Source organism: Alteromonas sp. BL110 (genome assembly GCF_003443615.1).
Lineage (GTDB): Bacteria > Pseudomonadota > Gammaproteobacteria > Enterobacterales > Alteromonadaceae > Alteromonas.
On the sequence record NZ_CP031967.1, the window covers coordinates 2,191,716 to 2,216,765 of the forward strand.

Here is a 25,050-nt window from a genome sequence, read left to right on the forward strand (position 1 = left end):
ACGTTGTTGGAACCTGCACTCAACAGATATAGCAGGTTACGCATCCGCACTATTCATAAATTAAATATAGTTGAGAGTGCAAAATTTTGCGGTACTAATTTGAAAGAAGTATGGTTTGTCTTGCAGGTCACATCAGTAGGCAGCTAAAGGTATAGTGTGTGGCCCATGTCCATGAAAATTGACTAACTAGTCTGAATGTTTCACATATGACAGTGAATTGGCGGTTTCTGCCTCTTGGCGAGCCTTGCAATCTGATGTAAAGTGCCACACCCTGAAAGTATTGTGATAAGTTTCAGGTTTGGCAACGAATGGACCGCGTCAACGCGCATTGGCCTAGCCGATATCTAGTTTTTATATAGCAACAAGGTATAGGGTTAAATAGCTGCTGTTTAAGAAGCATGCTAAATGGCTAAAAGGAAAAGTAAGTGTCAGGCCGGTATCCTACAAAACCGCCTGTTTATTTCGCCCAATAAATGTAAGCGAAATGTGTGATTGTTTAAAGTATGAGGTGTGTTGAGTGGGTGAAGCGCAAGTTAGTTTAGAGCACCTGTTTAGGGTCTTTACCAAACCTGAACACAAAGACTCAAAGCTGGCTCAAATCGAGCAGCATTTATCTGACAATATCTTAGATTTCTTGTCGCAACATGTAGTGACAAAAAAGACGTCGTTAGAAGAGATTGAAAAAGATTTTTCAGACTCTAAGGTGCCTGAGTCACCGGAGTTTGTGTCTACTCATGCTGAGAGCTTACTTGATAAGCTCGTGGCGCACTCTGTAAATACTTACTCGCCTACTTTTATTGGCCACATGACATCTGCGCTGCCTTATTTTCATCTGCCGCTTTCTAAGTTAATGGTAGGGCTTAACCAGAACCTGGTTAAAATAGAGACCTCAAAAGCTTTCACGCCGCTAGAACGTCAAGTGCTAGGTATGATGCACAACCTTGTATACGACCAGCCACAAACTTTTTATGATAAGCACTTACACAGTGCTGCGCATTCATTAGGTGCATTCTGTTCTGGTGGCACTATCGCCAATATTACTGCTTTGTGGGTGGCTCGCAATAAATTGCTCGGCCCGCAAAAAGCTTTTTCAGGCGTAGCTAAAGCCGGTCTTGCCGCTGCCTATCGCCATTATGACATTAACAACTTAGGCGTGATGTGCAGCAAACGCGGTCATTACTCGCTGTCAAAAGCAGTAGATGTTTTAGGTTTAGGTCGTGAGCAGTTGTTGACGGTAGCGGCTCCGAAGCAAACCCTAGATCCAGCCAAAGCCCTTCGCATTGGTAAACGTTACCAAGAGGAAGGGAATAAGCTTCTCGCTATTGTCGGCGTGGGTGGTACAACTGAAACCGGTCACGTAGACCCGCTGGACGAGCTTGCTGATGTAGCAAAAGAGCTTGGTTGTTGGTTCCACGTAGACGCAGCGTGGGGCGGCGCTACGCTATTTTCTGCGCGTTATCGAGACCGATTAAAGGGCATTGAGCGAGCAGATTCAGTTACCATTGATGCCCATAAGCAGATGTACGTGCCCATGGGTGCAGGTATGACTCTTTTTAAAGACCCACAAAACGCCAACGCGGTTAGACATCATGCTCAGTATATACTCCGTGCAGGCTCTAAAGATTTAGGGGCAACCACGCTCGAAGGTTCTCGTAACGGTATGGCGATGATGGTGTACTCGGCACTGCATATATTTGGTCGCAAAGGTTACGAACTTCTTATTGATCGCAGCATCGATAAAGCCAAAGACTTTTCACAAATGATAGATAAGGCGAGTGACTTTGAGTTAACTACTACGCCGACGTTATCGCTATTAACCTACCGAGTGTGCCCTGAAGAAGTCCAGGAAAAGTTAAAGCACGCTAACGCAAAAGTGCGCAACGCAATTAATGAAAAAGTTGATGCGCTTGTTGTTGCGGTGCAAAAGCAGCAACGTGAAGCGGGTAAGTCATTTGTTTCCCGTACCCGTTTAGAAGCGCCAGATTACCCGTCTCAGTGTATTACCGTATTTCGCGTGGTATTAGCTAACCCGTTAACGAGCCATAATGATTTGGCCGCTATTTTGGCTGAGCAGCATTTAATCGCGAAAGAAACTCAGGCGTGGAAGGACCTTATGGAATTTGTTGGCGAAACAGAAACTCTAGCTTCTTAGGTCAAGCATTTAAAATGCTAGCCTCTTAGGTGTTAGCTTTTTAAATTCGAGTAGTTTCTACGCTAACGAAAAAGCCAACGTTTTAAAACGAACAAATAAAAACGCCCGGTGCAGGCTCTGTTTAAGAGCAATGCGTCGGGCGTTTTTTCGTATATAAGTGGCTTTCGCTTAGCGTCGCGTTATTTGCATGTTGTCGATTAAACGGGTCTTACCCATAAACATAGCAACTAGCAGCACTAGTTCCTTGTCGCTATCGCTGGCCGCTTCAAACGTAGCAGCGTTAACCACCTGGCAGTAGTCTTTCTTAAAGCCTTTCGCTTCAAGGTTGGTAACCATGGTGCTTTCAAGCTCAACAAAGTTAGTATTGCCACCTTCAATGCTCGTTTTAATACGCTGCATCTCTTCAAAAATAGCGCTTGCTGTGGCTTTTTCCGCGTCTGTAAGGTAGCCATTTCTGGAGCTCATCGCCAGTCCTGACGCTTCGCGCTCGGTAGGTACGCCATGAACCTTTACTGCCATTGATAAATCGCGCGCTAAAGCACGGATCACTTGTAGCTGTTGAAAGTCTTTCTCGCCAAAGAAAGCGTCATCTGGCTGTACCATGTTAAACAGCTTGGTAACAACGGTGGCTACACCGCGAAAATGTCCCGGACGACTCGCGCCACAGTGAGAGTCTGATATACCAGGCACTTCAACGAAGGTTTGAGCGTCAAGCCCTGCAGGATACATCTCTGCGACGCTTGGTAAAAATACGGCATCTGCATCTACAGAAATAAGCTTTGTTTTGTCTTCTTCAATAGTACGTGGATAGGCGTCTAAATCTTCATTTGCACCAAATTGCATGGGGTTTACAAAAATGCTTACCACCACTTTGTCGTTATGTGTTTTTGCTTTTTTAACTAGTTTAAGATGACCGTCGTGCAGGTTACCCATCGTGGGGACAAAACCTACGGTTTCACCATTTCGACGCCACGTATTTACGGCGTCGCGTAATGCTGAAATACTATCAAGCACCTTCATATTGTACCCCGTTATTCAAAGCTGTGTTCGGCAGAAGGAAACGCACCGCTTTGCACATCTTCAATGTATTTTGATACTGCTTTGCGCATATCTCCGGTTTCTATAAGATAGTTCTTAGAGAACTTAGGCATGTAGTTAGCGCTTATACCAAACATATCGTGCATCACTAGAATTTGGCCGTCGGTATCTTTACCTGCACCTATGCCTATTACCGGTATGGTTAAGGCTTCGCTTACTGCTTTTCCTAGTGATGAAGGTACGCATTCGAGCACTAGTAGCTGAATACCGGCTTCTTCTAATGCTTTTGCTTCGCTAAGCAGCTTTTCTGCTTGGCTTGCTTCACGACCTTGTACTTTGAATCCACCGAATACGTGAACTGACTGCGGCGTTAAGCCTAAATGTCCGCACACGGGTACACCGCGAAGGTTTAAGCCTTTAATGGTGTCACATAACCAGCTTCCACCTTCCATCTTTACCATGCTTGCACCAGCAGCCATTAACTTTGCCGCATTAGCGTAGGTTTGCTCTGGTGTCGCGTAAGACATAAACGGCATATCAGCTAAAACGAAGGCGCGCTCGGTACCACGACGCACACTTTTGGTGTGGTAGGCAATGTCGTCGATAGTTACTGGAAGGGTGTCGTCTTCACCCTGAAGAACCATGCCTAAAGAGTCGCCGATTAGAAGGGCGTCTACGCCTTGTTCATCGAACATTTTGGCGAAGCTGGCGTCGTAAGCCGTTAAAGAGGTGATCTTTTCCCCAGCCTGCTTTTTCTTAAGCAAGCCAGATACTGTTACTTTCTTCATGACATGTCTCAGATTGATATTTGTTGATATCGTGTGGCGAACTATACGGATTTTGCGGCTAATTGGAAGTGCGCAGGCGACTAAGTCCGTCTAGCGAGCAGTTAGCAACCCACGCTGAAATAGGCTTTCCGTCGTGCATTACCATATTGGGTGCAATTTCAAACAGCGGTACCATAACAAACTCACGCCCCGCCATACCGTAGTGAGGAATGATCAGGTCTGCAGTATCGATAGTTTCGCTGCCGTATAGCAATATATCTAAATCCAGCGTGCGCGGACCCCAGCGTTCTCCTTTACGCTCTCGACCTTCTTCTAGCTCGATGCGCTGAAGTTGTTTTAACAATCCGTGAGGCTTAAGTGACGTTTCTATTAAGCACACCGCGTTGATATAGTCGGGTTGGTCTTGCGGCCCCATCGGCTTGCTGGAATAAAGCGAAGAGGTTTTAAGTACGCGAGTATCTTCTAATTGGTTAATGGCATCAAACGCACGCTGCGCTTTTTCTTGGCTATTGCCAAGGTTACTGCCTACGCCAATGTAAACATGCTCTTTATGCATCTGGACCTCGTTTCGCTGCTGGTTTACGCTTGCGTTTGCGCGGAGCACCTTTTGCGCCACCCTCACTTTTGCGAAGCGCGTTAAGCATGCCTTTTTGTTTACCATTGTCAGCGTGCTGGAAGTGCGTCCACCACTGGGCGAGTTCAAGTAGGTCGCCGCCTTCTGTTTGGCCACGTACTAGCAAAAAGTCATAACCAGCTCTGAATTTCGGATGGGTAAGCAATTGAAACGCACGACGACCAAAGCGCTTGGGTAGGCGCTGCTGTAAAATCCATATGTCCCGTATGACGGTAGAGAAACGCTTCGGAATCATTATACGCTGAGTTTGACGGGCAATAACCTCGCCTGATGCAATATTGAATGCATCAAAAGCATTTAAGCCTGATTCACTTTGCAAACGCTGAGATTGTTCCTCTACTGGGTACCACAATAATGCGGCGTATAAAAATGCGGGTGTAACACGCTGATTACTATTAATCCGTTCATCTGTGTTCGCTAGTACACGACGGACAAACTGCATCTCACGGCTGTTTTCATCTTTCAAAAACGGCGCAAGTTGAGGGAATAAGGGCTCAATTAGGCCGTACTCGTGCAGCATTAGGAATGTTTCTTCCCCTTTACCCGATAAAAACAGTTTAAGGGTTTCTTCAAACAAACGCGCTGCTGGTATGTTCTGCAAAAGGTTCGCCAGAGATTTAATCGGTAATGCGGTTTTATCTTCGATACTCATGCCAAGTTTAACGGCAAAACGTACCGCGCGCAGCATACGCACCGGATCTTCACGGTAACGTGTTTCCGGATCACCAATTAGCTCAACTTCACGCTTTTCTATCGCGGCTAGGCCATTTGCAAAGTCTTTTACTGTAAAGTCAGCCACACTGTAATACATGGCGTTAAAAGTAAAGTCACGGCGCTCAGCATCTTCTTCGATGGTACCAAATACGTTATCGCGTACTAGCTGTCCGTGTGCGTCACGCTTTGCGACAGCTTTGCCCTTTGGCAGGTTTTCATCTTCGTCAGACTCTTGGTGATGTCCTCGGAATGTAGCAACTTCAATAATTTCTCGACCAAATACAATGTGAGCTAAGCGAAAACGCCTGCCGATAAGACGGCAATTTCTAAAAAGCCCCTTTATTTGCTCAGGCGTAGCGTTAGTTACCACGTCGAAGTCTTTAGGTTCGTGACCCATCAAAATGTCGCGTACACAGCCTCCTACCAAATAGGATTCGAAGCCAGCTCCATTAAGGCGATACATTACTTTCAATGCATTTGCACTTACATCTTCACGAGATATGCCGTGTTCTCCACGGGTCATAGTCCTTGGCTTCAAAGCGTTAGAGGACGAACTCTCTTTTGAAAAAGCGCGCTTAACAGATTTAAAAACACGATGAATGATGATGGTATCTCCGCAGACTATAAAGGTCCGCTATAATAAGTGGATTCATGCTGTGGAACAATAATTTCGGGTGTTTTCACTACTTTTTTCCTATCCCACATCAAAATTGCCGTCTTGAGCACTGAATCAATATCATCAAATTCTGAAGCATTTGGAAAGGAAAAGCCTAAAAAGTGCATAACACGCACAATATTCGCTAGCGCGGTTTCGTTGTTAACGGGGGCTGCTCGGTTTTGTTTACTCAGCTTTCTGCCTGGCGCCACAGACGCTACCGGCACATGTCCGTATTGGGGGGCGGTGTAACCAAGTGTTTTATACACCGCGCGTTGCAGTGGCGTTACATCAATAAGGTCGCACCCTCTCATTACACAGTTAACTTGCTGAAATACATCGTCCAAAATGACCACAAGGTTATATGAAAACAAACCGTCACGCCGTTTTAGTACAACATCTTCGGCGTTTGATTTGGCGTTTGAAATAGAGGGGAGTACTTTACCCATGAGTACATCTTCAAAGGCTTCAAGCGGCGCATCTACTTTTAGGCGCAGTGCGCAGTCCTGTGTAGCTGTGCACACTAATTTATCGCGACAGTTGCCGTTATAAATGCCGCCCATAGCTTTAATCTGCTTACGTGTACACGTGCAAAGATAGGCTCGCTCTTGAGAAAGTAAATCATCAAGAACCGCTTGATAACGTGGGTGTTGCTCACTTTGATAGATAACATCACCGTCCCAATGGAGCCCATGGGTTTCTAAAGTGGTAAGAATAGCTTTGTCAACGCCTGCTATACAGCGCGGTTCGTCAATGTCTTCCATGCGAAGCAACCATTTGCCATTATGGCTTTTTGCATCTAGGTAGCTGGCAACAGCAGTAACGAGTGAACCGAAATGTAGTTGGCCAGAGGGGGAGGGAGCAAAACGCCCTACATAGTGGTTATGCATAATTAAGGTTTAACAAAAAGCCCCATCTTTTTGGGATGAGGCTTTCTATATCAACATACTCGGGGTTAGTAACTTAACCTTGAAGTTGCTTTTCTTTGATTTCAGCCATGGTCTTACAGTCGATACATAAATCAGCTGTAGGACGCGCTTCTAGGCGACGAATACCAATTTCGATACCACATGAATCGCAGAAGCCGAAATCGTCTTCTTCAATGCGCTTAAGCGTTTTTTCAATTTTCTTTATTAGCTTACGCTCACGGTCTCGTGTACGTAATTCAAGGCTGAACTCTTCTTCTTGAGCTGCACGGTCTACAGGATCAGGGAAGTTTGCTGCTTCATCCTTCATGTGCGTTACCGTACGGTCAACCTCTTCACGAAGTTGATTACGCCACGCTTTAAGCAATAGACGAAAGTGCTCCAATTGGGGCTCGCCCATGTACTCTTCGTCAGCTTTTGGCTCGTACGGCTGCAAACCTGCCAGCGCTAATAGTCCTAGGGATTTTGTTTCTTTTCCTGTTGGCATCTGCCACATCTCCTACACTACGACATCCATCTTGTCCTGATTGGACCGATATCTATATCAGACTCGACAGCTTCAGGCAATCGATCGTGTCTATGTAATTATTATGCTGGTGTGTTGTTTCTAACATTTGCCAGATGTTTAATCATTTATACGACTGGCTACCAGCAAACGCATTAGTGCGTTCTCCCACTAAAACAAGGCGCAAATATGAAGGCGAAATGAAAAAAATCAACCTATTTTTTATAAAATCACAGGGAGTAATTGATTTAATAGGATTTTTTGTTCATCAATTATACAGCCTGCGGCAAGCATAGTTACGCCTTCATTAGCGGCAATCTGTACGCTTTGTGCATAGGTTGGATCAATATGCTCTGCAACTTGAACACTTTTAATAGCGGTATGTTGCACGCAGAATAACAAGCTGGTCTTTATACCGCTTTGCGCTAAGCGAGCTAGTTCCAAGCAGTGTTTTGCTCCTCGCTGAGTTACCGCATCGGGAAAGTAACCTTTATTATATTCCGCTAGGGTTACCGATTTTACTTCCATATATTCTGTAAGTTCTTGACGCTGCGCATTTTCTCTGGTCAACGCGAAGTCGAATCGGCTATTGGCAGTAGGCGGTGTTACTTCTGCTTTCCAACCGCTAATACCGGAAAATTCGCTTAGCACCTTGTTATCTAGTGCTTCTGCCACCAACTTATTAGCATTGTGAGTGTTAATGCCGATGAAGTGACCATCGAACGTTTGGGCAAGTTCCCATGTATATTTGAGCTTTCGCTTAGGGTTTGTCGACTCACTTAAATAAACCGTGTATCCCGGTTCAGCGCAGCCGGTCATTGCACCTGTATTGGGACAATGAGCAGTAACGATTGAACCGTCGTCTAGCTCAACGTCGGCAAGAAAACGCTTGTACCTTTTAATCAAGGTGCCGCGTAATAAGGAAGGTGAAAACTTCATGTATCGCCTTTTTAAAAAATAAGGTTCACCGCGTCGAGGTACCCATTAGTTATTCGTGTGCTAAGGCATAGGGTTTATGGGGTAACGAACCACATATACGCGGTATACAGGCAAAAGAGAGTAACAAAGATTTGAGCAAGCGCAAAAAGTGCTTATCGAAAATATAACGATGTATAAGGAATAAAACGCAATGGCAGAATTTACCGTAAGCCTCTCAACCAATAGCGCTGAAGCTGTATGGGGCGAAAGCGCTAAGCTTTCTTTCACTGAATCAGGCGCAGTTATACACTTGCCTGATGACAAGCTTAACGAGCGTTTAATTCAGCAAGCGGCGAGAAAATTAGATGGCCTTGGATTGCCTGCCGTTGCGCTTAAGGGGGATTGGCACAAAGAACAACAGTGGGCGTTTGCACTTAGCTTTACTCGCGCGCTCAAGCCAGCGTCTATTCAATGGGCGGATACGGCTGACAAAGCTGCGCTAGAGCAAGAGTACGCGGCTTTATTATTTACCCGACAGCTGGTAAACGAAACGCCGGAAGATCTTAGCCCTGAAACCTTAGCGACACGCGCTGCGCAGTGGCTCAAGTCGTTAGGTGGAGACAAAGTCACCTACTCAATGACAGTAGGTGAAGACCTTAAAGAGCAAGGCTGGATAGGAATTTATAACGTAGGTCGCGGTAGTGAGCGCCCGCCTGCAATGCTGGTACTTGATTATAACCCCACAGGCAATGCAGATGCCCCTGTCGATGCTGTGCTAGTAGGGAAAGGTATTACTTTCGACAGCGGCGGTTACAGCATTAAATCTAGCGAAGGTATGTTAGATATGAAGTGCGACATGGGTGGCGCGGCAACGGTAACCGGTGCGTTAGGGTTATCTATTTCCCAAGGCAGCGAAAAGCGTATCCAGTTAATATTGTGCTGTGCGGAGAACCTTATAAGTGGTCATGCTTATAAGCTTGGCGATGTACTTACCTACAAAAATGGGGTAACCGTTGAAGTTGTTAACACCGATGCAGAAGGGCGTTTGGTACTGGCTGATGGTCTGATGGCGGCAACGGAAACTGGCGCACCGCTTATTATCGATGCCGCAACGTTAACGGGTGCTGCAATGGTTGCATTAGGCTCTGATTATCACGGCGTATTCTCGCTAGATGATAATGCGCGCGATCAAATGCTTAAAGCAGCAAAAGCTGAGAATGAACGCTTTTGGCCATTACCCCTTGAAGATTTTCACGCAAACCGTTGCCCGTCAGCGTTTGCTGACACGGCGAACAGTCGCCCGATGAAAGGTGGCGGCGGTGGCGGTGCGTCAAACGCAGCGGGCTTCTTATCGCGCTTTGTTAAACCAGAAGGCTGGGTGCATTTAGATTTGGCTGCTGCTTATCACGGTGGAGCAACCTCTGAAATGCCAGTAGGTGCAACAGCAAAAGGCATTCGCTCAATTGCCAGAATGCTGAAAGATTTCAGTGCATAAATAAACAACAGAGGGGGCTTCACAAAGTGTTGCCCCTTTTCGTTAATTAGATCCCGCCTAAGCGTTCAGCCAGTTTCTTATAACGTTCAACGTCACCGCTATCAAAAAGTGGGTTACCGTCGGTATCTTTGTCTTTTGATACTAAAAGGCTTTCGCGCTCTAGACGCTCTACGCGTACTTCTTGAACACCAAGAAATGCCGCCACTTCTTTTACCGTCATCAAACTCATTACAAAATTTTCCTATTGTGATTGTTATTGTTAGGTTTTAACAAGGCCTCTACTTTGGACAAGGCTGTGTGACCTCGTCATTACATCAGAAGCGCTTTGTACAAGACATTACCTAAAAGGCGAATAAAATACTAAACATCCAGCTATGGTAAGCAGTTTTGTTTACACATTGCATAAACCAAAGGCTAGATAACGTTATAGTTGCTATGCCTGCTTCATACTGCTTCCTATTGTTTTAGTTAAGCGCATTTTTGCTATTTTTCGAGTCTTTTTTAACGATTCTTTTAATGTTTACTGGTGATGGGCGCGAGCTTTTTACCTAAAATCTGATTTAGATGGACATAACGAGCAACTGCAGTGTGAGTTAAAAGGTGTTTTTAACTCACACTGCTTGGTTTACCATTGCGCGCCAAAACCACCTATCTGCATGAATCTTGGGTTATACTTTACCGTTCACGCTTAAATTAGGCTCACGCACTAATCGGAGACAATAAAAAATGGATACTTGGTCCGCTGCCGTTATGCTTTTTCTGATCATGGATCCTCTCGGTAATCTGCCGGTTTTTATGTCAGTGCTTAAATCGATTGAGCCCAAACGACGTCAATTTATTCTTATTCGAGAGCTTTTGTTTGCTCTTGGTATTTTGTTCTTATTTCTATTCAGCGGTCAGTCCGTACTCAATTTTTTGAATGTTGAGCAAGAAACTGTGAGTATTGCCGGTGGCATCATTTTATTTCTTATCGCGCTTAAGATGATATTTCCGTCGTCTGGTAATCCAAGCGGATTGGCAGTGGGTGAAGAGCCTTTCTTGGTGCCTCTTGCTATTCCTATGATCGCTGGCCCTTCAACGTTAGCGGCGTTAATACTTCTTGCTAATCAAGCACCAGATAGAATGGTGGATTGGTCACTAGCGCTTGCCGCTTCGTGGTCGATTAGCGCAGTGATCTTATTATTTTCAAACGTGTTTCATAAAATTTTAGGAGAGCGCGGGCTAGTTGCGATGGAGCGATTAATGGGTATGATCCTCGTTATGATCGCTATCCAGATGTTATTAGATGGCGTTACTAAATATTTCATGCATGCCACTGGAGCCCTTTAAATGGCAAAGCAAAAACTTAATACCTTTGGGCGTGTCCGCGCCTTAGAAGGCTGGAAAGCCGTTGCATTCGGCGCTGCGTTACTTGAGCGTATGCTACCTAACTACACGCTTTTCTGTGAGCTTACAGAAAGCGGTGATGCGAATGCCTTACGCAACTGCTTAAACTTGGTCTGGGAAACGCTAAAGTCTCCTAAAAGTAAATTTAATATCGCTGTGCAGCTTGAGAAGGTGGAAGTTGCTACCCCGGACACTAGCGAACACGATAACTATGGCGTCTACCCAGCTATAGATGCAGCCATTGGGCTAGCTGGTCTGCTCAACCTAATTGCTGGTGATGACCCACAAGGTGCTGTGGTTATTAGTAAACTATCTCAAGGTAGCGTTGAAGCTTATTTATTAGAAAGCGAAGAAGCTGATGATGAGACCGTAAAAGGTCACCCACTTATGGAATTTGAAGTAGAGGTACAAAACGAACTGCTCGATTACGTTGAGCAAGCTAAGTATCCTGCAAAGGCAGCAGACGAAATGAAAGCCCTCGCACTGGAAGCGGGCATCTCAAACATAGGCCTTGAACTTTAAAGTAGCTAGGCCGTGCACTTCAGGTAGGTTCACGGCTTTGCGCTACGCTAAGCGTACGTACGTTTTAGTTAGCTCACTTCTATTAACATGTAGCGCAGTGCGCTGGTGTGTTTTTCTTTAATCACTTGCCAGTGGGTAGGTAACGTAGGTGTTGTGAGCGTACTCTCATGCTCCAAGTAAACTACGCTACCGTTTTGCACTAAGTTATTTTCTGCAAGCGACGTTAGCGCAGGTGTTACTAAACCTTTGCCGAACGGCGGATCGACAAATACCACATCGTAAGGTGCCCGGCTAGTTTCTGAAGAGTTTAGCTCTTTCAGGTTTTGTAACGCATCACCTTGGTAAATGTTAGCTGACGCGACTTCATTTGCTTTGAGCAAAGAAAGGTTGCTCTTTAGCTGTGAAGCAGCCTGATTATCTAGTTCAATAAAATCGCAATGTGCCGCATAGCGCGATAATGCTTCTAATCCCAAACCACCAGAGCCCGCAAATACATCTAGGCAGCGTGCGTTATTAATATAAGGCATTAACCAGTTAAATAAGGTCTCTTTATTTCTGTCGGTAGTAGGCCTTAACCCTTCGGCGTTCAATACAGGTAGTTTTCTACCGCGCCACTGGCCACCAATAATACGTATTTGCCCTGTGCTATTTGCACGTTGGGTTCTACCATTTTTTGGTGAATAAGGTTTTTTTGCAGAAGATGGAGCCCGAGTAGGGCGAGAAACTCGCTTCATAGTGGCCGACAATGGTATCATGCGTTCATACATTAGGCGGCAAGTGTAGCCGAAATTGCTAAGAATTTATAAGGATTTGTCCTAACAATGTCGAAACTTTTTGGCTGGTTCAGTAAGAACAAGAAAGCAGAGAAACAAAAAGCCCAAGCGGAAGAAGAAGCTCGCGCAAAGGCAGAAGCTGAAGCACGGGCTAAAGCCCAAGCGGAAGAAGAAGCTCGTGCAAAGGCCGAAGCTGAAGCACAGGCTAAAGCGCAAGCCGAAGAAGAGGCTCGCGCAAAGGCGGAAGCCGAAGCACAGGCTAAAGCCCAAGCGGAAGAAGAAGCTCGTGCAAAGGCCGAATCTGAAGCACAGGCTAAAGCGCAAGCCGAAGAAGAAGCTCGCGCAAAGGCGGAAGCTGAAGCACGGGCTAAAGCCCAAGCGGAAGAAGAGGCTCGCGCAAAGGCGGAAGCCGAAGCACAGGCTAAAGCGCAGGCGGAAGAAGAAGCTCGCGCAAAGGCGGAAGCTGAAGCACGGGCTAAAGCCCAAGCGGAAGAAGAAGCTCGTGCAAAGGCCGAAGCTGAAGCACAGGCTAAAGCGCAAGCCGAAGAAGAGGCTCGCGCAAAGGCCGAAGCTGAAGCACAGGCTAAAGCGCAAGCCGAAGAAGAGGCTCGCGCAAAGGCGGAAGCCGAAGCACGGGCTAAAGCCCAAGCGGAAGAAGAAGCTCGTGCAAAGGCCGAAGCTGAAGCACAGGCTAAAGCGCAGGCGGAAGAAGAGGCTCGTTTAAAGGCCGAAGCCGAAGCACAGGCTAAAGCCCAAGCGGAAGAAGAGGCTCGTGCAAAGGCCGAAGCTGAAGCACAGGCTAAAGCGCAAGCCGAAGAAAAGCCGAAAGAGAAAAAGTCCCTATTTGCACGCTTAAAAGCCAGCCTATCTCGCACAAAAGAGAATTTAGGCAGCGGTATAGTTAGCCTATTTAAAGGTAAAACCATTGATGACGAGCTGTACGAAGACCTTGAAACACAGCTTTTAGTGGCCGACGTGGGTATGGATACCACACAAAAAATTATTGACCATTTGACTGATAGTGCGTCTCGTAAAGATCTTAAAGATGCGGAAGCTTTACTGGATATCATGAAGCAACAAATGTCGGGTATGCTGTCTGAAGTTAACCAGCCTCTTTCTGAAGTCATGAAAGCACATGATTCCAGTGAAGGTCCGTTCGTTATCTTGATGGTTGGTGTAAATGGTGTAGGTAAAACCACCACTATTGGTAAGCTGGCTAAGCAGTTCCAGCAAGAAGGCAAGAAAGTGATGCTTGCTGCCGGTGATACGTTTAGAGCTGCTGCCGTGGAACAGCTTCAAGTATGGGGCGAGCGCAACGACATCCCCGTTATCGCACAACATACTGGAGCTGACAGTGCATCGGTACTCTACGATGCGCTAGAAGCGGCTAAATCGCGCGGCACCGATATTCTTATTGCTGACACCGCAGGACGTTTGCAGAACAAGAACAACTTGATGGAAGAGCTAAAGAAAGTGGTTCGCGTTATGAAGAAGATCAACCCCAACGCGCCTCACGAAGTGATGCTTACATTAGACGCTGGTACTGGGCAAAACGCTATTAGCCAAGCTAAGTTGTTTAACGAAGCTGTGGGCTTAACTGGTATCACCCTTACCAAATTAGACGGTACAGCAAAAGGCGGAGTTATATTCTCTATTGCCGATAAGTTTAAAATTCCTATAAGGTATATAGGTGTTGGCGAAAGTATCGATGATTTACGCCAGTTCGACGGCCAAGAATTTATTGACGCGTTGTTTAGCGAAATGGACACACCTGGAAGCTAAAACCAGCAAAGCGGTAGGGAAAAATAATGATAAAGTTTGAGCAGGTAAGCAAAACCTATCCAGGCGGGCAGCGCGCGCTTAGTAAGGTTAATTTTCATATTGCCCCAGGTGAAATGGCCTTTTTAACAGGGCACTCGGGTGCAGGGAAAAGTACACTACTTAAACTTATCAGCCTAATGGAGCGCCCAACAGTAGGGCGCGTTCTTATTAATGGCCACGACCTTAACACCATTACCCGTCGAGATATTGCCTACATTCGCCGCGATATCGGTATGATCTTTCAAAGTCATCAGCTGTTAATGGATAAATCAGTTTTTGACAACGTCGCCTTGCCGTTAGTGATTGAAGGGTATACGCATAAAGAAATTCGCAAGCGTGTAGACGCCGCGCTTGAGATGGTGGGGCTTAGAGACAAAGCCCGTTGCTTACCCATTACGTTATCTGGAGGTGAGCAACAACGTGTGGGTATTGCGCGAGCAGTGGTAAATAAACCTCCCTTACTGTTAGCCGACGAGCCTACCGGTAACCTAGACCCTAAACTTTCAATGGAAATTATCCGCTTGTTCGAAGATTTCAATCAAGCGGGAGTATCGGTGCTGATTGCGACTCACGACTTAGGGCTAATCGCTCGTATGCGCTATCGCACGCTTACGCTTAAAAACGGGCAAATGATTACTGATGGTCTAACCGATGATATGGGTGGCACGGGTTCAAGCACCGGCGAAGGAGAGTGGTCGTGAGCATTTTATTTAAAGGTCGAACACAAGGCGCATCCTCATCAAAAGTAGGCATGGTGCAAACTGTTATCATGTTCTTTGTTAGCCATGTGCGACAAGCCTTGTCTAGCCTTGGTGAGCTTTGGCGACAGCCCTTAGCCTCGTTAATGACAATTGGCGTACTGGGTTTAAGTATAACGTTGCCAAGTACGCTTTATATCATGGTAAAAAACACAGAGAAAATTACCGCAGGCTGGGATCAAGCATCAGAAATATCCCTTTTTCTAAAGCCTAGTATCAATGCGGCAAGCTCACAACAGCTGGTCGCAAGACTGAATACATGGTCGGAAATAGGCAGTGTAGTTTACATTCCTGCCGATGACGCGCTTAAAGAGTTTCAGCACCTATCTGGGTTGGGCGATGCTATCGCATACTTGGAGAAAAACCCGCTACCGGATGTCGTACTGGTTACGCCTGGTGAAAAACACGCATCACCTACTGCTGCTAAAGCGCTTTTGGACAAGCTTCGTCAGCAGCGCGAGGTAGACATTGGCAAGCTTGATATCGAGTGGTTAGAACGTTTGTACGCGGTTATTGATATTGCAAGAGACTTAGTTACCTTAATTGGCCTGCTCTTGTTTATTGCTGTAGTGCTTATTATAGGTAACACTATCCGACTGAATATACTCAACAAATACGATGAAATTGTAGTAATGAAGCTGGTGGGAGCTACCGATGCGTTTATTCACCGTCCTTTTTTATACACAGGTTTTTGGTATGGCCTATTGGGCGGATTAATGGCGTGGTTTGCTGTAATTATTATTTTGTGGTGGATGGATAGCAGCATAACCACATTTGCTGCCATGTATCAGAAAGATTTTAATATTACTGGGTTGACTGGTTCAGCATTGCTAACCATGTTAGGGCTTTCAGTACTATTAGGCTTGCTTGGGTCCTTAATCTCAGTGCAACGTCACGTAAAAGAGATTGAACCCAAATAAACGTGGTGCAATGAAATCTCTAGCTATTACGCTTACTGGTCTTTGAAAGTCAGTCTAGCGTGAACGCTTAGTCACCCATGCTTAACTGCTAAGCAATCGCGCGCGGGTAGTGTGCGGAAATAGCACTTCGCACACCGTTGCCCCATGTGATTGCTTGGTTGTACAGCATGTGAAGTTGTTTTTGATCAATGTTCAGCAACTTTGCTTGCTTGATCACGTTCATCCAAAGTGCACTTTCGAAAGCGCGAACTAACGTCATATAGTTGTTCATTTCTAGGTTTTTACCCAGTAAGGCATCATTCACTTCGTCAGACAGCGGCAGTTGTTTCACAATGTCAGTCATAGACTGGTCGAGTAAACCTTCAAGTAACGAAAAAAGCCCAACTAAGAAAGATATAGGCGGGTTATTTTTAATGCCCCTGCGCTCGGCCAGTAAATCAAAAAATTTGGCGCGTACAAGTGACATATGTATGATTTCAAGGGGCTTTTCATCGCCTAAATTAGTTAAACTTAATAACGCGATAAATTTCTTAATCTCAACTTCACCCATGTAATTCAGAGCATGCTTCAACGACGTAATTTTGAAACGCTTATTAATAGTTGGGTTATTGATGAACTTAAGCAGCAAGAAACTAAGTGTTGCGTCACGTTCAATAATTTGGCTAATGCGCTCAACATCAAAGGTAGTGCTCGAGCTCTCTCCCATTAAATCTACAATATTCATTTTAGAGGCTGGGAGCTGCTTAAGAATGCGCGCTTCAGGCTGTGAGAAGAAATAGCCTTGGAAGAAATCGAAACCTAAGTCAACACAAGTAGAGAAGTTATCTTGAGTATCGACCTGCTCAGCCACAAGTTTCACGTTAGCATCATGATAGCGGGGGATGTGCTTTTCGATGGTTTCAAAGCGAGTCTTAGTGACATCTACTTTTACTATGTCGATAAGAGGGAAGACATCATGGGTTGCACCTACCATCATAGGGTCGTCAATTGCAAGCTTAAAGCCAAGCTGTTTGATGTGTTGACATGCTTCATACAGCCCGTTGGTGTTATCGGTAGGGTCTGCCAGTTCAACAACAACCGATTCAGGATTAAGCGATGTTGGAAAGCGCGAAATAATGGTATCGGATGAGAAAGTGATAAAGGATGTTTTCTCACCGCTTATATCGTCAAGTCCTAGTGGATGAAAGTGTTCAGAAATATACTTAGCTTTCTGATCGTTGTGTTCTGGGTATGCGCCAGATTTACCATCCCGAAACAACAGTTCATAGGCAAATACATTTTTGCTTTTGTCTAAAATAGGCTGACGGGCTATGAACGCGAACATAAACTAATCCTGAGGCAACATGGTTTGACGACTTTTTTATCGATATCAGATGGGCTTAGGAAATAATAAGCCTACACCCTAGTCTATGATATGTAGGCATAGTCTAACAACAAATCAATGATTATTTTGAAAACGTATTCTTTTATTGTGCTAGTTAATCATCTTTCAATGCCGAGCTATGAATGTGTTTTGCCCACTTAATAGCTTCATTGTAGTAGCTGTGTAATAGGCTTTGTTTTATCTCGTACTTAGCTGCAAACTGTTTAACGCCAGCCCATTTAGCGCGTTCAAAAAACTGAACAAGCGTCAAACAGTTACGCAGCATGCCGGGTGTGCCGCAAAGCGCGTCTTTAACATCATCGCTGATGGGAACCTTGCTTACCAGATCATCAATACGTTGCTCCATCATGGCATCAAGCAAAGACAGCAGCCCGGTGAGGAAGCCTTTCAGCGGGTTGTCAGACGTCTTAAGTTGGGTAAACACTAACTCACAAAACTTTGCACGAACCAGTGCCATCTGCATCAATTCGCTAGGTTGGCCGTCGCTTAAGTTGGCAAGAGCAAGTAAAGATATAAACTTCTTCACTTCCACTTCACCCATAAAGGTTAGCGCATGTTTGAGTGACGTTATCTTATGGCGCTTATTAACCATTGGGTTATTGATAAAGCGCAGCAGCAGGTAGGTGAGCGATGGATCTCTTTCAATAATTTTATTCACATCATCGAAATTGAGCTTAGGTTGACTACTTAAGGTAAGCAGTTCCATCATAGTTAAGCTGCTTGGCCCCAACTTTCTATGCTTAACAATTTCCGGCTTAGCAAGAAAATAGCCTTGAAAGTAATCAAACCCCATATCTTTGAATTTATGAAATTCTTCATAGGTTTCAATCTTTTCGGCTACTAGTTTAATGTCGTTTGATTTAAAGCGCGTTACTAAGGCTGGAATTTTATCGTGAGGGAGTTCGGTGATATCAATTTTCACAACACTGGTGAAAGGGATAAAGGCTTCCCATTTGCCCTTCATGTCGTAGTCATCTAGGGCAATAGGGTAACCTAATCCGCGGATATGTTTACAAGCCGCGACCAATGCGTCATCTACCTCTACCGTTTCGACGATTTCAATCACAACTTTGTCAGCATCTAACGAAGTGGGAAAGCGAAACATTAGCGTATCTCGATGAAAATTGATGAACGCTTTTTTGTCTCCGGTAATTTCTTCAATACCCAAGCTTAAGTGGGTAGAGGTGAGTATTTTCGACGTGGCCTCGTCGGGAGGGATGTCGGGAAAACAATTCTCCTCGCCCACGCGAAAAAGCAGTTCGTAAGCGTAAACTTCTCGGTTTACATCAAATATGGGCTGTCTAGCGACGTAAGCAAACATCGAGTTCCTCTTTGCTTTACTTGCCTTACTCCTTCCTTAAGTATTTCCCTTCCAGTTTTTTATTGTTGTAGTCTGGAAAATGCCATGTAGCGGTCGTAGTGCAAAATCGATTAATACCATCTAATATTTTCAATTTCCGAAGAGAAAAGCAAGGTTTAAAATACTCGTATGATAAGTGTATGGTTCTACAGTAAGAGTTAAAAAGAACGCTAGAAGTGCTTATTGCTAATATTTACGTTCGCGCTGATGTATGTGGCGTATAAACGTTAGAATTCATATCAGTGAGATTAGTTTTTAATTCTTGCTATGTAATTAAAGTATAATAGCGTTGTGGTTAGATGACCTACCCAACTACCACTTAACGCAGGTCAGTCATTGAACGGATGTGGCGTTAGTGGAGTATGAAGTTAGAAGAGCTGGCGCTCATAAGGAATGGCTAGGGGTTTTGACTGAGACAGAACTAAACGGATAGTTCTTTCTTCAAGTTGAACTTTTTTTATTATTTTAGGTCTTGATATTGTAGAAATAGTCACTATACCTACATATCGGTTAGACTTCATATCTTAATTAGGTCTCGCGCAGCTTCAGTTACTTTGCTAATATGAAGCGGCAATAAATGAGGTGAACAATGAGCAACAATTTGCAATCTATGGCCCTGTCAGTGCCACACAGCGGTAGCATCGAAGGCTACATTCAAGCTGTAAGCAGCATTGATATGCTTAGCGCTGAGGAAGAGCGCGAGTTGGCAGTGCGCCTTCGCGAAGACGAAGACTTACAGGCCGCTCGTAAGCTAGTAATGTCACACCTTCGTTTTGTAGTGCACATTGCAAAATCTTACTCAGGTTATGGCTTACCACAAGCCGACTTAATTCAAGAAGGTAATATTGGTCTGATGAAAGCCGTTAAGCGTTTCGACCCTACAGTGGGCGTTCGTTTGGTTTCTTTCGCGGTACATTGGATCAAAGCAGAAATTCATGAGTTTGTACTTAAAAACTGGAGAATAGTGAAAGTTGCGACTACCAAAGCGCAGCGTAAACTTTTCTTTAACCTACGCAAGGCGAAAAAACGTCTCGGTTGGTTTACCCATGCTGAAGTGCAAACTGTTGCGGACGAACTGGGTGTGAGTACGAAAGAAGTGCTTCAAATGGAAGCGCGCATGAGTTCTCAAGACCAAGCGTTTGATTTATCTGCAGACGAAGATGAAACAGGCAACTTTGCGCCAGTTCAGTATTTGGAAGATAAGTCTTCAGATGTTGAAACAGACGTAATTAATAACGACTGGGATACAGCGGCGAGCAAGCGTTTGTATTCAGCGATTAAAACGCTAGACGAGCGTAGCCAAGACATCATTGAAACTCGTTGGTTAGCAGATAACAAGATTACACTGCAAGACTTAGCTGATAAATATCAGGTGTCTGCAGAGCGTGTTCGTCAAATTGAAAAGAACGCGATGAAAAAGCTACAAGCAGCTATGGTCGCTTAGCATACGCAGTACATAGCTTACAGATAGCTTAATTTTGAAATAAAAGCGCCTTTATGGCGCTTTTTTTATGCGTTGATTTATACCGTAAGTGACAACGTGTGAGCCCGTAACGCTACTCTTCTTCGTTTTTAGAAGGGGGAAGAACGTAGAATACACCCTCAAATTCCGCTACTGGCGTATCACCGTCCAAAATAGCTACGTTTAACTCAAACCGCGCTTTGTTGTCGCTTTCTAGTGGCTTAAACTTACCCGATAAGGTTTCTATATTACAGATGGCTCTTGGCTTCATAGTGATAGGCTTGTGGTAATGGATATCACCATCGCCCAATACAATATCGCCGTCTAATCCACGCTCTTTAAGCTGCAAGTAAATCATGCCCCAACCGGTCAGCGTAGCTAAAGAAAAAATACTGCCTGCGAACATAGTGCCGTGAATATTTATATTTTTATTTAGCGAAGCCCGGGTTTCCAGTGTACGCCCGGTATACTGGTATAGTTTTATACCCATGTGCTCGGTAATAGGTATGGTTTCTGACCACGTTTCCTGCAACGATTTACACCATTTAGGGTGCAGCACTAAGGAATTGTTTTCAGTGAACTTCTTAACCATTTGCTGACGTTTGAGCATACCCAATTCGTTAGGGGCTTCACGCTCAATCTTGAAACCGCACGCACTAAAAAAGTCGATAGATATTTCGCGGCTATTAGTTACTGCGCGCTCAGCACCCAAGTCTTTGGCTACGTTTTCCAGCGCTGCCATGATCATCTGACCTAAGCCTTTGCGTTGATGATCCTGATGCACAGCTATATGGCGAATTTGAGCTTCTTCAGCTGTGTTCAAATGAACACGGCCACAGGCTACGATTTCGTTCTTACGGTTGGTAATAATACGGTGCTCGGCGACCTGTTCATATTCGTCTTTTTCAGAGCCTGGAGGGAAATTCCATGGTTGGCGTAAGTGCTCCCATCGAAAATGAAAATAGGCTTCAAATTCGGCGTCGCTTTTAGGCGTAACTACCTTGTACACAATAAACCGACCTTCTTAAATGAATGAAGGGGTATTTAAACGTAAGAACCCATGAGGTACAAGTTTAATTATGTAAGCAAACTTGGAATGCCGAAGAAGTAGACAGCCACCTATAACCTGAAGACCTAGCAGTTGCCCACAAAACAGCGAACGACGGGCTTTTTGCGTTCGCTGAGTGGGTGATTATCTATGCTAACGGGTATTATACATTAAACTGGAAAGTGACAGGCCCGTCATTAATAAGGCCAACCTGCATATCAGCACCGAACTTTCCGGTAGCGACTTTCATACCTTTATTTTCTAGGGCCTGCACAAATTGATCATAGATAGCTTGGCCATGTTCTGGAGATGCACCGCGAGAGAAGCCTGGGCGATTTCCTTTTTGAGTGTCAGCAACGAGCGTGAACTGGGATACCACCAGTATTTCGCCATCGATTTGCTCAATATTTAAATTCATTTTCCCATTTTCATCGCTAAACATGCGATATCGGCAGAGCTTATTCGCAAGCTTCTCTATTTGCGCTTCACCGTCTTCTTTTTCAACGCCTAACAGCACCAACATGCCTTTGCCAATCTCACCAATAACCTTGCCGTCTACGGTTACATTAGCTTCTGATACACGTTGAATAAGTCCTATCACTTAGATGACTCCTGAATAAAGCGTGACATGTCGCGAGTAGCGCGGCAAAGGGCGTAACCTATACTGGGTTCGGATGTGCTGTGCCCCGCATCTGGGATGATTTGCAACTGGCTTTGGGACCATGCTTTGTGAAGTGCTTCAGCAGCTTCCGTTTTGCAAATCATATCGTAACGACCATGAATAATTGTGCCCGGAATATGACTTATTTTATCAACGTTTTCAAGAATATAGTTTTCATCTAAAAAGCACTTGTTAGAAAGGAAGTGACACTCCAAAGTTGCTAGGCAAGTGACCAATTGCATGGGGTAATTATCAGTGGAGTCGCCTACGCCGGGAGGTAAGGTAATGCGAGATAAACGCTCTTCCCATTGATACCAGCGCTTTAAGGCTGCGTGGCGCAGTACATCGTTGCTAGAGCGTACCATTGCGCTATAAAAATCACAGACTGCGCTGGAGGTAACCGGTGCCGGGACATCCTTAGTAAATTTGCGGTAGTACTCAGGAAATAACTGCGCAGCGCATCCATTTGGGGATAAAAACCAATCTCTGTCTTCTTGCCTGGCTAAAAATACGCCGCGAAGAATGAGACCTGTTACTCGTGGGGTGTATTTAAGCGCATAAAGTAAGGCAAGCGTTGAGCCCCAGGAACCGCCGAATAATAGAAATTTAGGAATAGAAAGGTGATTTCGTAGTGCTTCTATATCTTCAACGTTAGACCAGGTGTCGTTGTTTATTGTATCGGCGACGGGGGTAGAGCGGCCGCAGCCACGTTGCTCATAACCTATAATGCGATACTTGTTGCTATCAAAAAAGCATTTGTAGTTAGGAGGTAAGCCTGCGCCAGGGCCGCCGTGAATAAAAAGCACGGGGATGCCGTTTGGATTACCACTTTGCTCGAAGTAAAGCGAATGCCCACTTCCCACTTCGATAAATCCGTTTTCATAGTAGGTAACATCGGGGTAAAGTCGTTTCATTTTGTTTCTGCGCGTTGTGTGAGTGCCTGTTTTAGTTTAGTTTATTGTTATTCAAACGTTTGCGTGCTGACTGCTTCAACGCCGTTTTTGCTTTTAAATTAAGCAATTAACGCTAAGTGAATACTATAGAACAAGTGTCATTACGTGCTAGCTAATCATATTATAGTCATAAATGCGAGGATGTTGATATGGCAGGTCAAGGATCGGGCGGTAACGTAATTGCCGCAATTTGTAACTTCTTTATTCCTGGGTTAGGTCACTTGGTACAAGGAAGAATTTTAGGTGCATTGTTCTTTTTCGTTACAGTGGGCGTATGTTATGCCTTAGCTGCAACTGTGGTACTAGCCATTGTCTTTTGGCCTTTAGGCGCCCTTTTGCATTTGATTTGTATTATAAGCGCAGCACGTTTTAGAGGTGGAGTAACCGCATGAAGTTAATCGCATCAGCATTTGTTGCTATGCTTGCCCTTAGTGGGTGTCAGTCTGCATATTACGCAGCATGGGAAAAGGTGGGCGTTGAAAAGCGTGATATCTTAGTTGACCGCGTAGAAAACGCAAAAGAATCACAGGAAGACGCACAAGAGCAGTTTAACTCTGCGTTAGAAGCATTCAGTGCTGCAGTTGCGTTTGACGGCGGAGAGCTAGAAGACGTTTACAACCGCTTGAACGGTCAGTATGAAGACAGCGTTGCCGCTTCAGAAGAAGTGAGTTCACGCATTGATAAAGTGGAAAGCGTTGCTGAAGCTTTATTTGATGAGTGGGCAGATGAGCTTGAGAAATATGAGAACGCGTCGTTAAAACGGGATAGCACGGCTAAGCTTCGCGAAACCAAGCGTCGCTATTCTTCATTAATGTCAGCAATGCGCAAAGCTGAAAGCAAAATGCCGCCAGTATTAAGCGCACTTCAAGATAACGTGTTGTACCTGAAGCATAACTTAAATGCTAGCGCCATTGGCGCACTGCAGGGCGAACTTTCTACTATTGAAAACAATGTTGCTCAGCTTATCAGACAAATGAATTCAGCTATCGCTGAGTCTGATGCTTTCATATCTTCGATGAAAAACTAGCCATTAGTTAGGCATTAATTATAAAGAAGGGAGCTTGTAGCTCCCTTCTTTCGTTTCATGCATTTTTTATAGAGCCGAGGCGTAAGGCTAATCATCATTACGTCCGTTTTAGGTCGGCTACTCCTTTGGAACTTTGCGCGGCTCGTTCTCTGCTTTACGGTTTTCAAAAGCTTCGCCTAAACTGCACGTGAATTCTGCCCCGAACAGCACAATTATCCACGACAAATACACCCATAAAAACAGGATGGGTACCACCGCTAGGGCGCCATAAATTAACTCATATGAAGGAAAGTTCGTTACATACAAGGCAAAGCCCGATTTAGTAATTTCAAAAGCTATGGTGGCAACAATAGCGCCTATGAATGCATGGCGGGCAAACACTCTTCTATTTGGCACTACCATGTACAAAATAGTGAATGCGAGCATGGCAGCGCCGCTTGGCACAAGGCTAAGTAAGAAGGTTCCCAACCCAGGTGTGTACTCTTCAGTAAAAGCTGCGAGGGCCGGTTAAATATGAACTCACTACCACGCTAGAACCAATTAGCATAGGCCCTAAAGTGATTACCATCCAATAGATAGCAAAGGTATACACAATGGGTCTGTCACTTTGCGTACGCCAAATTCTATTTAAGGTTTTATCCACATTTGATATGAGCATTAGCGCTACGACCAGCAGTGACAAAATGCCAATCGCACTCATTTGCGAGGCGTTGCCAACAAAATCAGTCATGTACTTGTGAACCACGTCGCTAGCGGTGGGAACAAAGTTACTGAATACAAAATGCTCAAGTTTGCTTCTTACTGAAGCGAAGGCAGGAAAGGCCGACATTATGGTGAAGGTCACCATAATAAAGGGTACTAAAGATAACAAAGTTACATAAGCCAAGTGCCCAGCAGAGATAGTAATATTATCTTCTCTACAGCGCTTTATAAAGATGCTGAAGAGCTCTCTTAGTTGAGGGGTAACATTGTTATATAAGGTTTTAACCTTGGCTAAATCCACTCGACTTCTCCTGGCAATACCCTCTGGCAGATAAACAGCGCGGTCTTTTGGTGAGAGACCCTAGGGTATCGATAGTTCAATTCATATTACAGCAAATGGTAACTGGCGTAGGCGTCAGTGGCAAAAGGTTAATGTATTCTTTATACA

Annotated in this window: 24 protein-coding genes and 1 pseudogene; 10 read left to right on the forward strand and 15 right to left on the reverse strand. The window is 44.9% G+C overall.

All coding sequences use genetic code 11. The features are described from left to right. Window positions 1-517: 517 nt before the first annotated feature. Complete coding sequence (panP, locus tag D1814_RS09595; RefSeq protein ID WP_118491732.1) at window positions 518-2,152, forward strand: pyridoxal-dependent aspartate 1-decarboxylase PanP; 1,635 nt, start codon at window positions 518-520, stop codon at window positions 2,150-2,152. Between the two features lie 168 nt (window positions 2,153-2,320). Here the strand turns inward: panP and panC are convergent, their stop codons facing one another. From panC to sfsA, 7 genes are all read right to left on the reverse strand, one after another. After that, a complete protein-coding gene (panC, locus tag D1814_RS09600) occupies window positions 2,321-3,172 on the reverse strand; it encodes a pantoate--beta-alanine ligase (protein WP_118491734.1) in 852 nt (283 codons plus the stop codon). An 11-nt stretch (window positions 3,173-3,183) separates the two neighbouring features. Beyond that, window positions 3,184-3,978 (reverse strand): 3-methyl-2-oxobutanoate hydroxymethyltransferase, encoded by a 795-nt coding sequence (gene panB / locus D1814_RS09605; RefSeq protein ID WP_118491736.1) that lies wholly within the window; start codon window positions 3,976-3,978, stop codon window positions 3,184-3,186. A gap of 58 nt (window positions 3,979-4,036) precedes the next feature. Beyond that, the gene (folK, locus tag D1814_RS09610; protein WP_118491738.1) at window positions 4,037-4,534 is read right to left on the reverse strand and encodes a 2-amino-4-hydroxy-6-hydroxymethyldihydropteridine diphosphokinase; all 498 of its coding nucleotides are present in this window, start codon (window positions 4,532-4,534) and stop codon (window positions 4,037-4,039) included. Next, window positions 4,527-5,849: a polynucleotide adenylyltransferase PcnB gene (gene pcnB / locus D1814_RS09615; protein WP_118491740.1), complete on the reverse strand. Its 1,323-nt coding sequence runs from the start codon at window positions 5,847-5,849 to the stop codon at window positions 4,527-4,529. Before pcnB ends, folK begins: the two co-directional genes overlap by 8 nt. Before the next feature lie 98 nt (window positions 5,850-5,947). Continuing rightward, entirely contained in the window at window positions 5,948-6,871 is a 924-nt protein-coding gene (gene gluQRS, locus D1814_RS09620; protein ID WP_118491742.1) for a tRNA glutamyl-Q(34) synthetase GluQRS, read from the reverse strand. Between the two features lie 73 nt (window positions 6,872-6,944). Then, on the reverse strand, window positions 6,945-7,394 hold the full coding sequence (gene dksA, locus D1814_RS09625; protein WP_012519849.1) for an RNA polymerase-binding protein DksA: 450 nt from the start codon (window positions 7,392-7,394) through the stop codon (window positions 6,945-6,947). Between the two features lie 240 nt (window positions 7,395-7,634). Then, entirely contained in the window at window positions 7,635-8,351 is a 717-nt protein-coding gene (gene sfsA, locus D1814_RS09630) for a DNA/RNA nuclease SfsA (RefSeq protein ID WP_118491744.1), read from the reverse strand. A 190-nt stretch (window positions 8,352-8,541) separates the two neighbouring features. Between sfsA and pepB the strand changes: the two genes are divergently transcribed. Further along, window positions 8,542-9,825 (forward strand): aminopeptidase PepB, encoded by a 1,284-nt coding sequence (gene pepB / locus D1814_RS09635; protein WP_118491746.1) that lies wholly within the window; start codon window positions 8,542-8,544, stop codon window positions 9,823-9,825. Window positions 9,826-9,871: 46 nt separating this feature from the next. Here pepB and D1814_RS09640 read toward each other — a convergent pair whose 3' ends face one another. Beyond that, window positions 9,872-10,054, reverse strand: coding sequence for a helix-turn-helix domain-containing protein (locus tag D1814_RS09640; protein ID WP_118491748.1), 183 nt, complete (start codon window positions 10,052-10,054; stop codon window positions 9,872-9,874). Between the two features lie 497 nt (window positions 10,055-10,551). Between D1814_RS09640 and D1814_RS09645 the strand changes: the two genes are divergently transcribed. Next, window positions 10,552-11,154 carry a YhgN family NAAT transporter gene (locus D1814_RS09645; RefSeq protein ID WP_118491750.1) on the forward strand — a complete coding sequence of 201 codons (603 nt, stop codon included), beginning with the start codon at window positions 10,552-10,554 and terminating at the stop codon, window positions 11,152-11,154. Beyond that, a complete protein-coding gene (locus D1814_RS09650; protein ID WP_118491752.1) occupies window positions 11,155-11,733 on the forward strand; it encodes a YjaG family protein in 579 nt (192 codons plus the stop codon). It begins immediately after the preceding gene. Window positions 11,734-11,801: 68 nt separating this feature from the next. Here the strand turns inward: D1814_RS09650 and rsmD are convergent, their stop codons facing one another. Continuing rightward, window positions 11,802-12,488, reverse strand: coding sequence for a 16S rRNA (guanine(966)-N(2))-methyltransferase RsmD (rsmD, locus tag D1814_RS09655; protein WP_118495361.1), 687 nt, complete (start codon window positions 12,486-12,488; stop codon window positions 11,802-11,804). 66 nt (window positions 12,489-12,554) lie between these two features. Here rsmD and ftsY point away from each other — a divergent pair, with 66 nt between their 5' ends. Genes ftsY through ftsX form a run of 3 tightly spaced genes read left to right on the forward strand, consistent with a single transcriptional unit; the run spans window position 12,555 to window position 16,005 of the window. Continuing rightward, complete coding sequence (gene ftsY / locus D1814_RS09660; protein ID WP_118491754.1) at window positions 12,555-14,288, forward strand: signal recognition particle-docking protein FtsY; 1,734 nt, start codon at window positions 12,555-12,557, stop codon at window positions 14,286-14,288. Between the two features lie 26 nt (window positions 14,289-14,314). Next, window positions 14,315-15,028, forward strand: coding sequence for a cell division ATP-binding protein FtsE (gene ftsE, locus D1814_RS09665; RefSeq protein WP_118491756.1), 714 nt, complete (start codon window positions 14,315-14,317; stop codon window positions 15,026-15,028). Continuing rightward, entirely contained in the window at window positions 15,025-16,005 is a 981-nt protein-coding gene (gene ftsX, locus D1814_RS09670) for a permease-like cell division protein FtsX (protein ID WP_118491758.1), read from the forward strand. The genes ftsE and ftsX overlap by 4 nt, the downstream gene beginning before the upstream one ends. An 88-nt stretch (window positions 16,006-16,093) precedes the next feature. Here the strand turns inward: ftsX and D1814_RS09675 are convergent, their stop codons facing one another. Beyond that, the gene (locus D1814_RS09675) at window positions 16,094-17,329 is read right to left on the reverse strand and encodes an EAL and HDOD domain-containing protein (RefSeq protein ID WP_118491760.1); all 1,236 of its coding nucleotides are present in this window, start codon (window positions 17,327-17,329) and stop codon (window positions 16,094-16,096) included. Between the two features lie 154 nt (window positions 17,330-17,483). Next, window positions 17,484-18,710 carry an EAL and HDOD domain-containing protein gene (locus D1814_RS09680; protein WP_118491762.1) on the reverse strand — a complete coding sequence of 409 codons (1,227 nt, stop codon included), beginning with the start codon at window positions 18,708-18,710 and terminating at the stop codon, window positions 17,484-17,486. A gap of 628 nt (window positions 18,711-19,338) precedes the next feature. Between D1814_RS09680 and rpoH the strand changes: the two genes are divergently transcribed. Further along, window positions 19,339-20,193, forward strand: coding sequence for an RNA polymerase sigma factor RpoH (gene rpoH / locus D1814_RS09685; protein WP_118491764.1), 855 nt, complete (start codon window positions 19,339-19,341; stop codon window positions 20,191-20,193). Between the two features lie 112 nt (window positions 20,194-20,305). On the opposite strand, the gene D1814_RS09690 is transcribed toward rpoH, so the two are convergent. From D1814_RS09690 to pip, 3 genes are all read right to left on the reverse strand, one after another. Further along, entirely contained in the window at window positions 20,306-21,220 is a 915-nt protein-coding gene (locus tag D1814_RS09690; RefSeq protein WP_118491766.1) for a bifunctional GNAT family N-acetyltransferase/hotdog fold thioesterase, read from the reverse strand. Between the two features lie 202 nt (window positions 21,221-21,422). Beyond that, window positions 21,423-21,860 (reverse strand): D-aminoacyl-tRNA deacylase, encoded by a 438-nt coding sequence (gene dtd / locus D1814_RS09695; protein ID WP_118491768.1) that lies wholly within the window; start codon window positions 21,858-21,860, stop codon window positions 21,423-21,425. Beyond that, window positions 21,857-22,834, reverse strand: coding sequence for a prolyl aminopeptidase (pip, locus tag D1814_RS09700; protein WP_118491770.1), 978 nt, complete (start codon window positions 22,832-22,834; stop codon window positions 21,857-21,859). Before pip ends, dtd begins: the two co-directional genes overlap by 4 nt. A gap of 188 nt (window positions 22,835-23,022) precedes the next feature. Here pip and D1814_RS09705 point away from each other — a divergent pair, with 188 nt between their 5' ends. Next, window positions 23,023-23,265 (forward strand): hypothetical protein, encoded by a 243-nt coding sequence (locus D1814_RS09705; RefSeq protein WP_039217956.1) that lies wholly within the window; start codon window positions 23,023-23,025, stop codon window positions 23,263-23,265. Then, window positions 23,262-23,900: a DUF2959 domain-containing protein gene (locus D1814_RS09710; RefSeq protein WP_118491771.1), complete on the forward strand. Its 639-nt coding sequence runs from the start codon at window positions 23,262-23,264 to the stop codon at window positions 23,898-23,900. The genes D1814_RS09705 and D1814_RS09710 overlap by 4 nt, the downstream gene beginning before the upstream one ends. A gap of 117 nt (window positions 23,901-24,017) precedes the next feature. Here D1814_RS09710 and D1814_RS09715 read toward each other — a convergent pair. Continuing rightward, window positions 24,018-24,903 (reverse strand): annotated as a pseudogene (locus D1814_RS09715) (virulence factor BrkB family protein). Between the last annotated feature and the right edge of the window lie 147 nt (window positions 24,904-25,050).

Coding starts and splice junctions, on each gene's coding strand:
- panC (WP_118491734.1), bottom strand. CDS start 3,172: ATGAAGGTGCTTGATAGTATTTCAGCATTACGCGACGCCGTAAATACG.
- panB (WP_118491736.1), bottom strand. CDS start 3,978: ATGAAGAAAGTAACAGTATCTGGCTTGCTTAAGAAAAAGCAGGCTGGG.
- folK (WP_118491738.1), bottom strand. CDS start 4,534: ATGCATAAAGAGCATGTTTACATTGGCGTAGGCAGTAACCTTGGCAAT.
- pcnB (WP_118491740.1), bottom strand. CDS start 5,849: ATGACCCGTGGAGAACACGGCATATCTCGTGAAGATGTAAGTGCAAAT.
- gluQRS (WP_118491742.1), bottom strand. CDS start 6,871: ATGCATAACCACTATGTAGGGCGTTTTGCTCCCTCCCCCTCTGGCCAA.
- dksA (WP_012519849.1), bottom strand. CDS start 7,394: ATGCCAACAGGAAAAGAAACAAAATCCCTAGGACTATTAGCGCTGGCA.
- sfsA (WP_118491744.1), bottom strand. CDS start 8,351: ATGAAGTTTTCACCTTCCTTATTACGCGGCACCTTGATTAAAAGGTAC.
- pepB (WP_118491746.1), top strand. CDS start 8,542: ATGGCAGAATTTACCGTAAGCCTCTCAACCAATAGCGCTGAAGCTGTA.
- D1814_RS09640 (WP_118491748.1), bottom strand. CDS start 10,054: ATGAGTTTGATGACGGTAAAAGAAGTGGCGGCATTTCTTGGTGTTCAA.
- D1814_RS09645 (WP_118491750.1), top strand. CDS start 10,552: ATGGATACTTGGTCCGCTGCCGTTATGCTTTTTCTGATCATGGATCCT.
- D1814_RS09650 (WP_118491752.1), top strand. CDS start 11,155: ATGGCAAAGCAAAAACTTAATACCTTTGGGCGTGTCCGCGCCTTAGAA.
- rsmD (WP_118495361.1), bottom strand. CDS start 12,488: ATGATACCATTGTCGGCCACTATGAAGCGAGTTTCTCGCCCTACTCGG.
- ftsY (WP_118491754.1), top strand. CDS start 12,555: ATGTCGAAACTTTTTGGCTGGTTCAGTAAGAACAAGAAAGCAGAGAAA.
- ftsE (WP_118491756.1), top strand. CDS start 14,315: ATGATAAAGTTTGAGCAGGTAAGCAAAACCTATCCAGGCGGGCAGCGC.
- D1814_RS09675 (WP_118491760.1), bottom strand. CDS start 17,329: ATGTTCGCGTTCATAGCCCGTCAGCCTATTTTAGACAAAAGCAAAAAT.
- D1814_RS09680 (WP_118491762.1), bottom strand. CDS start 18,710: ATGTTTGCTTACGTCGCTAGACAGCCCATATTTGATGTAAACCGAGAA.
- rpoH (WP_118491764.1), top strand. CDS start 19,339: ATGAGCAACAATTTGCAATCTATGGCCCTGTCAGTGCCACACAGCGGT.
- pip (WP_118491770.1), bottom strand. CDS start 22,834: ATGAAACGACTTTACCCCGATGTTACCTACTATGAAAACGGATTTATC.
- D1814_RS09705 (WP_039217956.1), top strand. CDS start 23,023: ATGGCAGGTCAAGGATCGGGCGGTAACGTAATTGCCGCAATTTGTAAC.
- D1814_RS09710 (WP_118491771.1), top strand. CDS start 23,262: ATGAAGTTAATCGCATCAGCATTTGTTGCTATGCTTGCCCTTAGTGGG.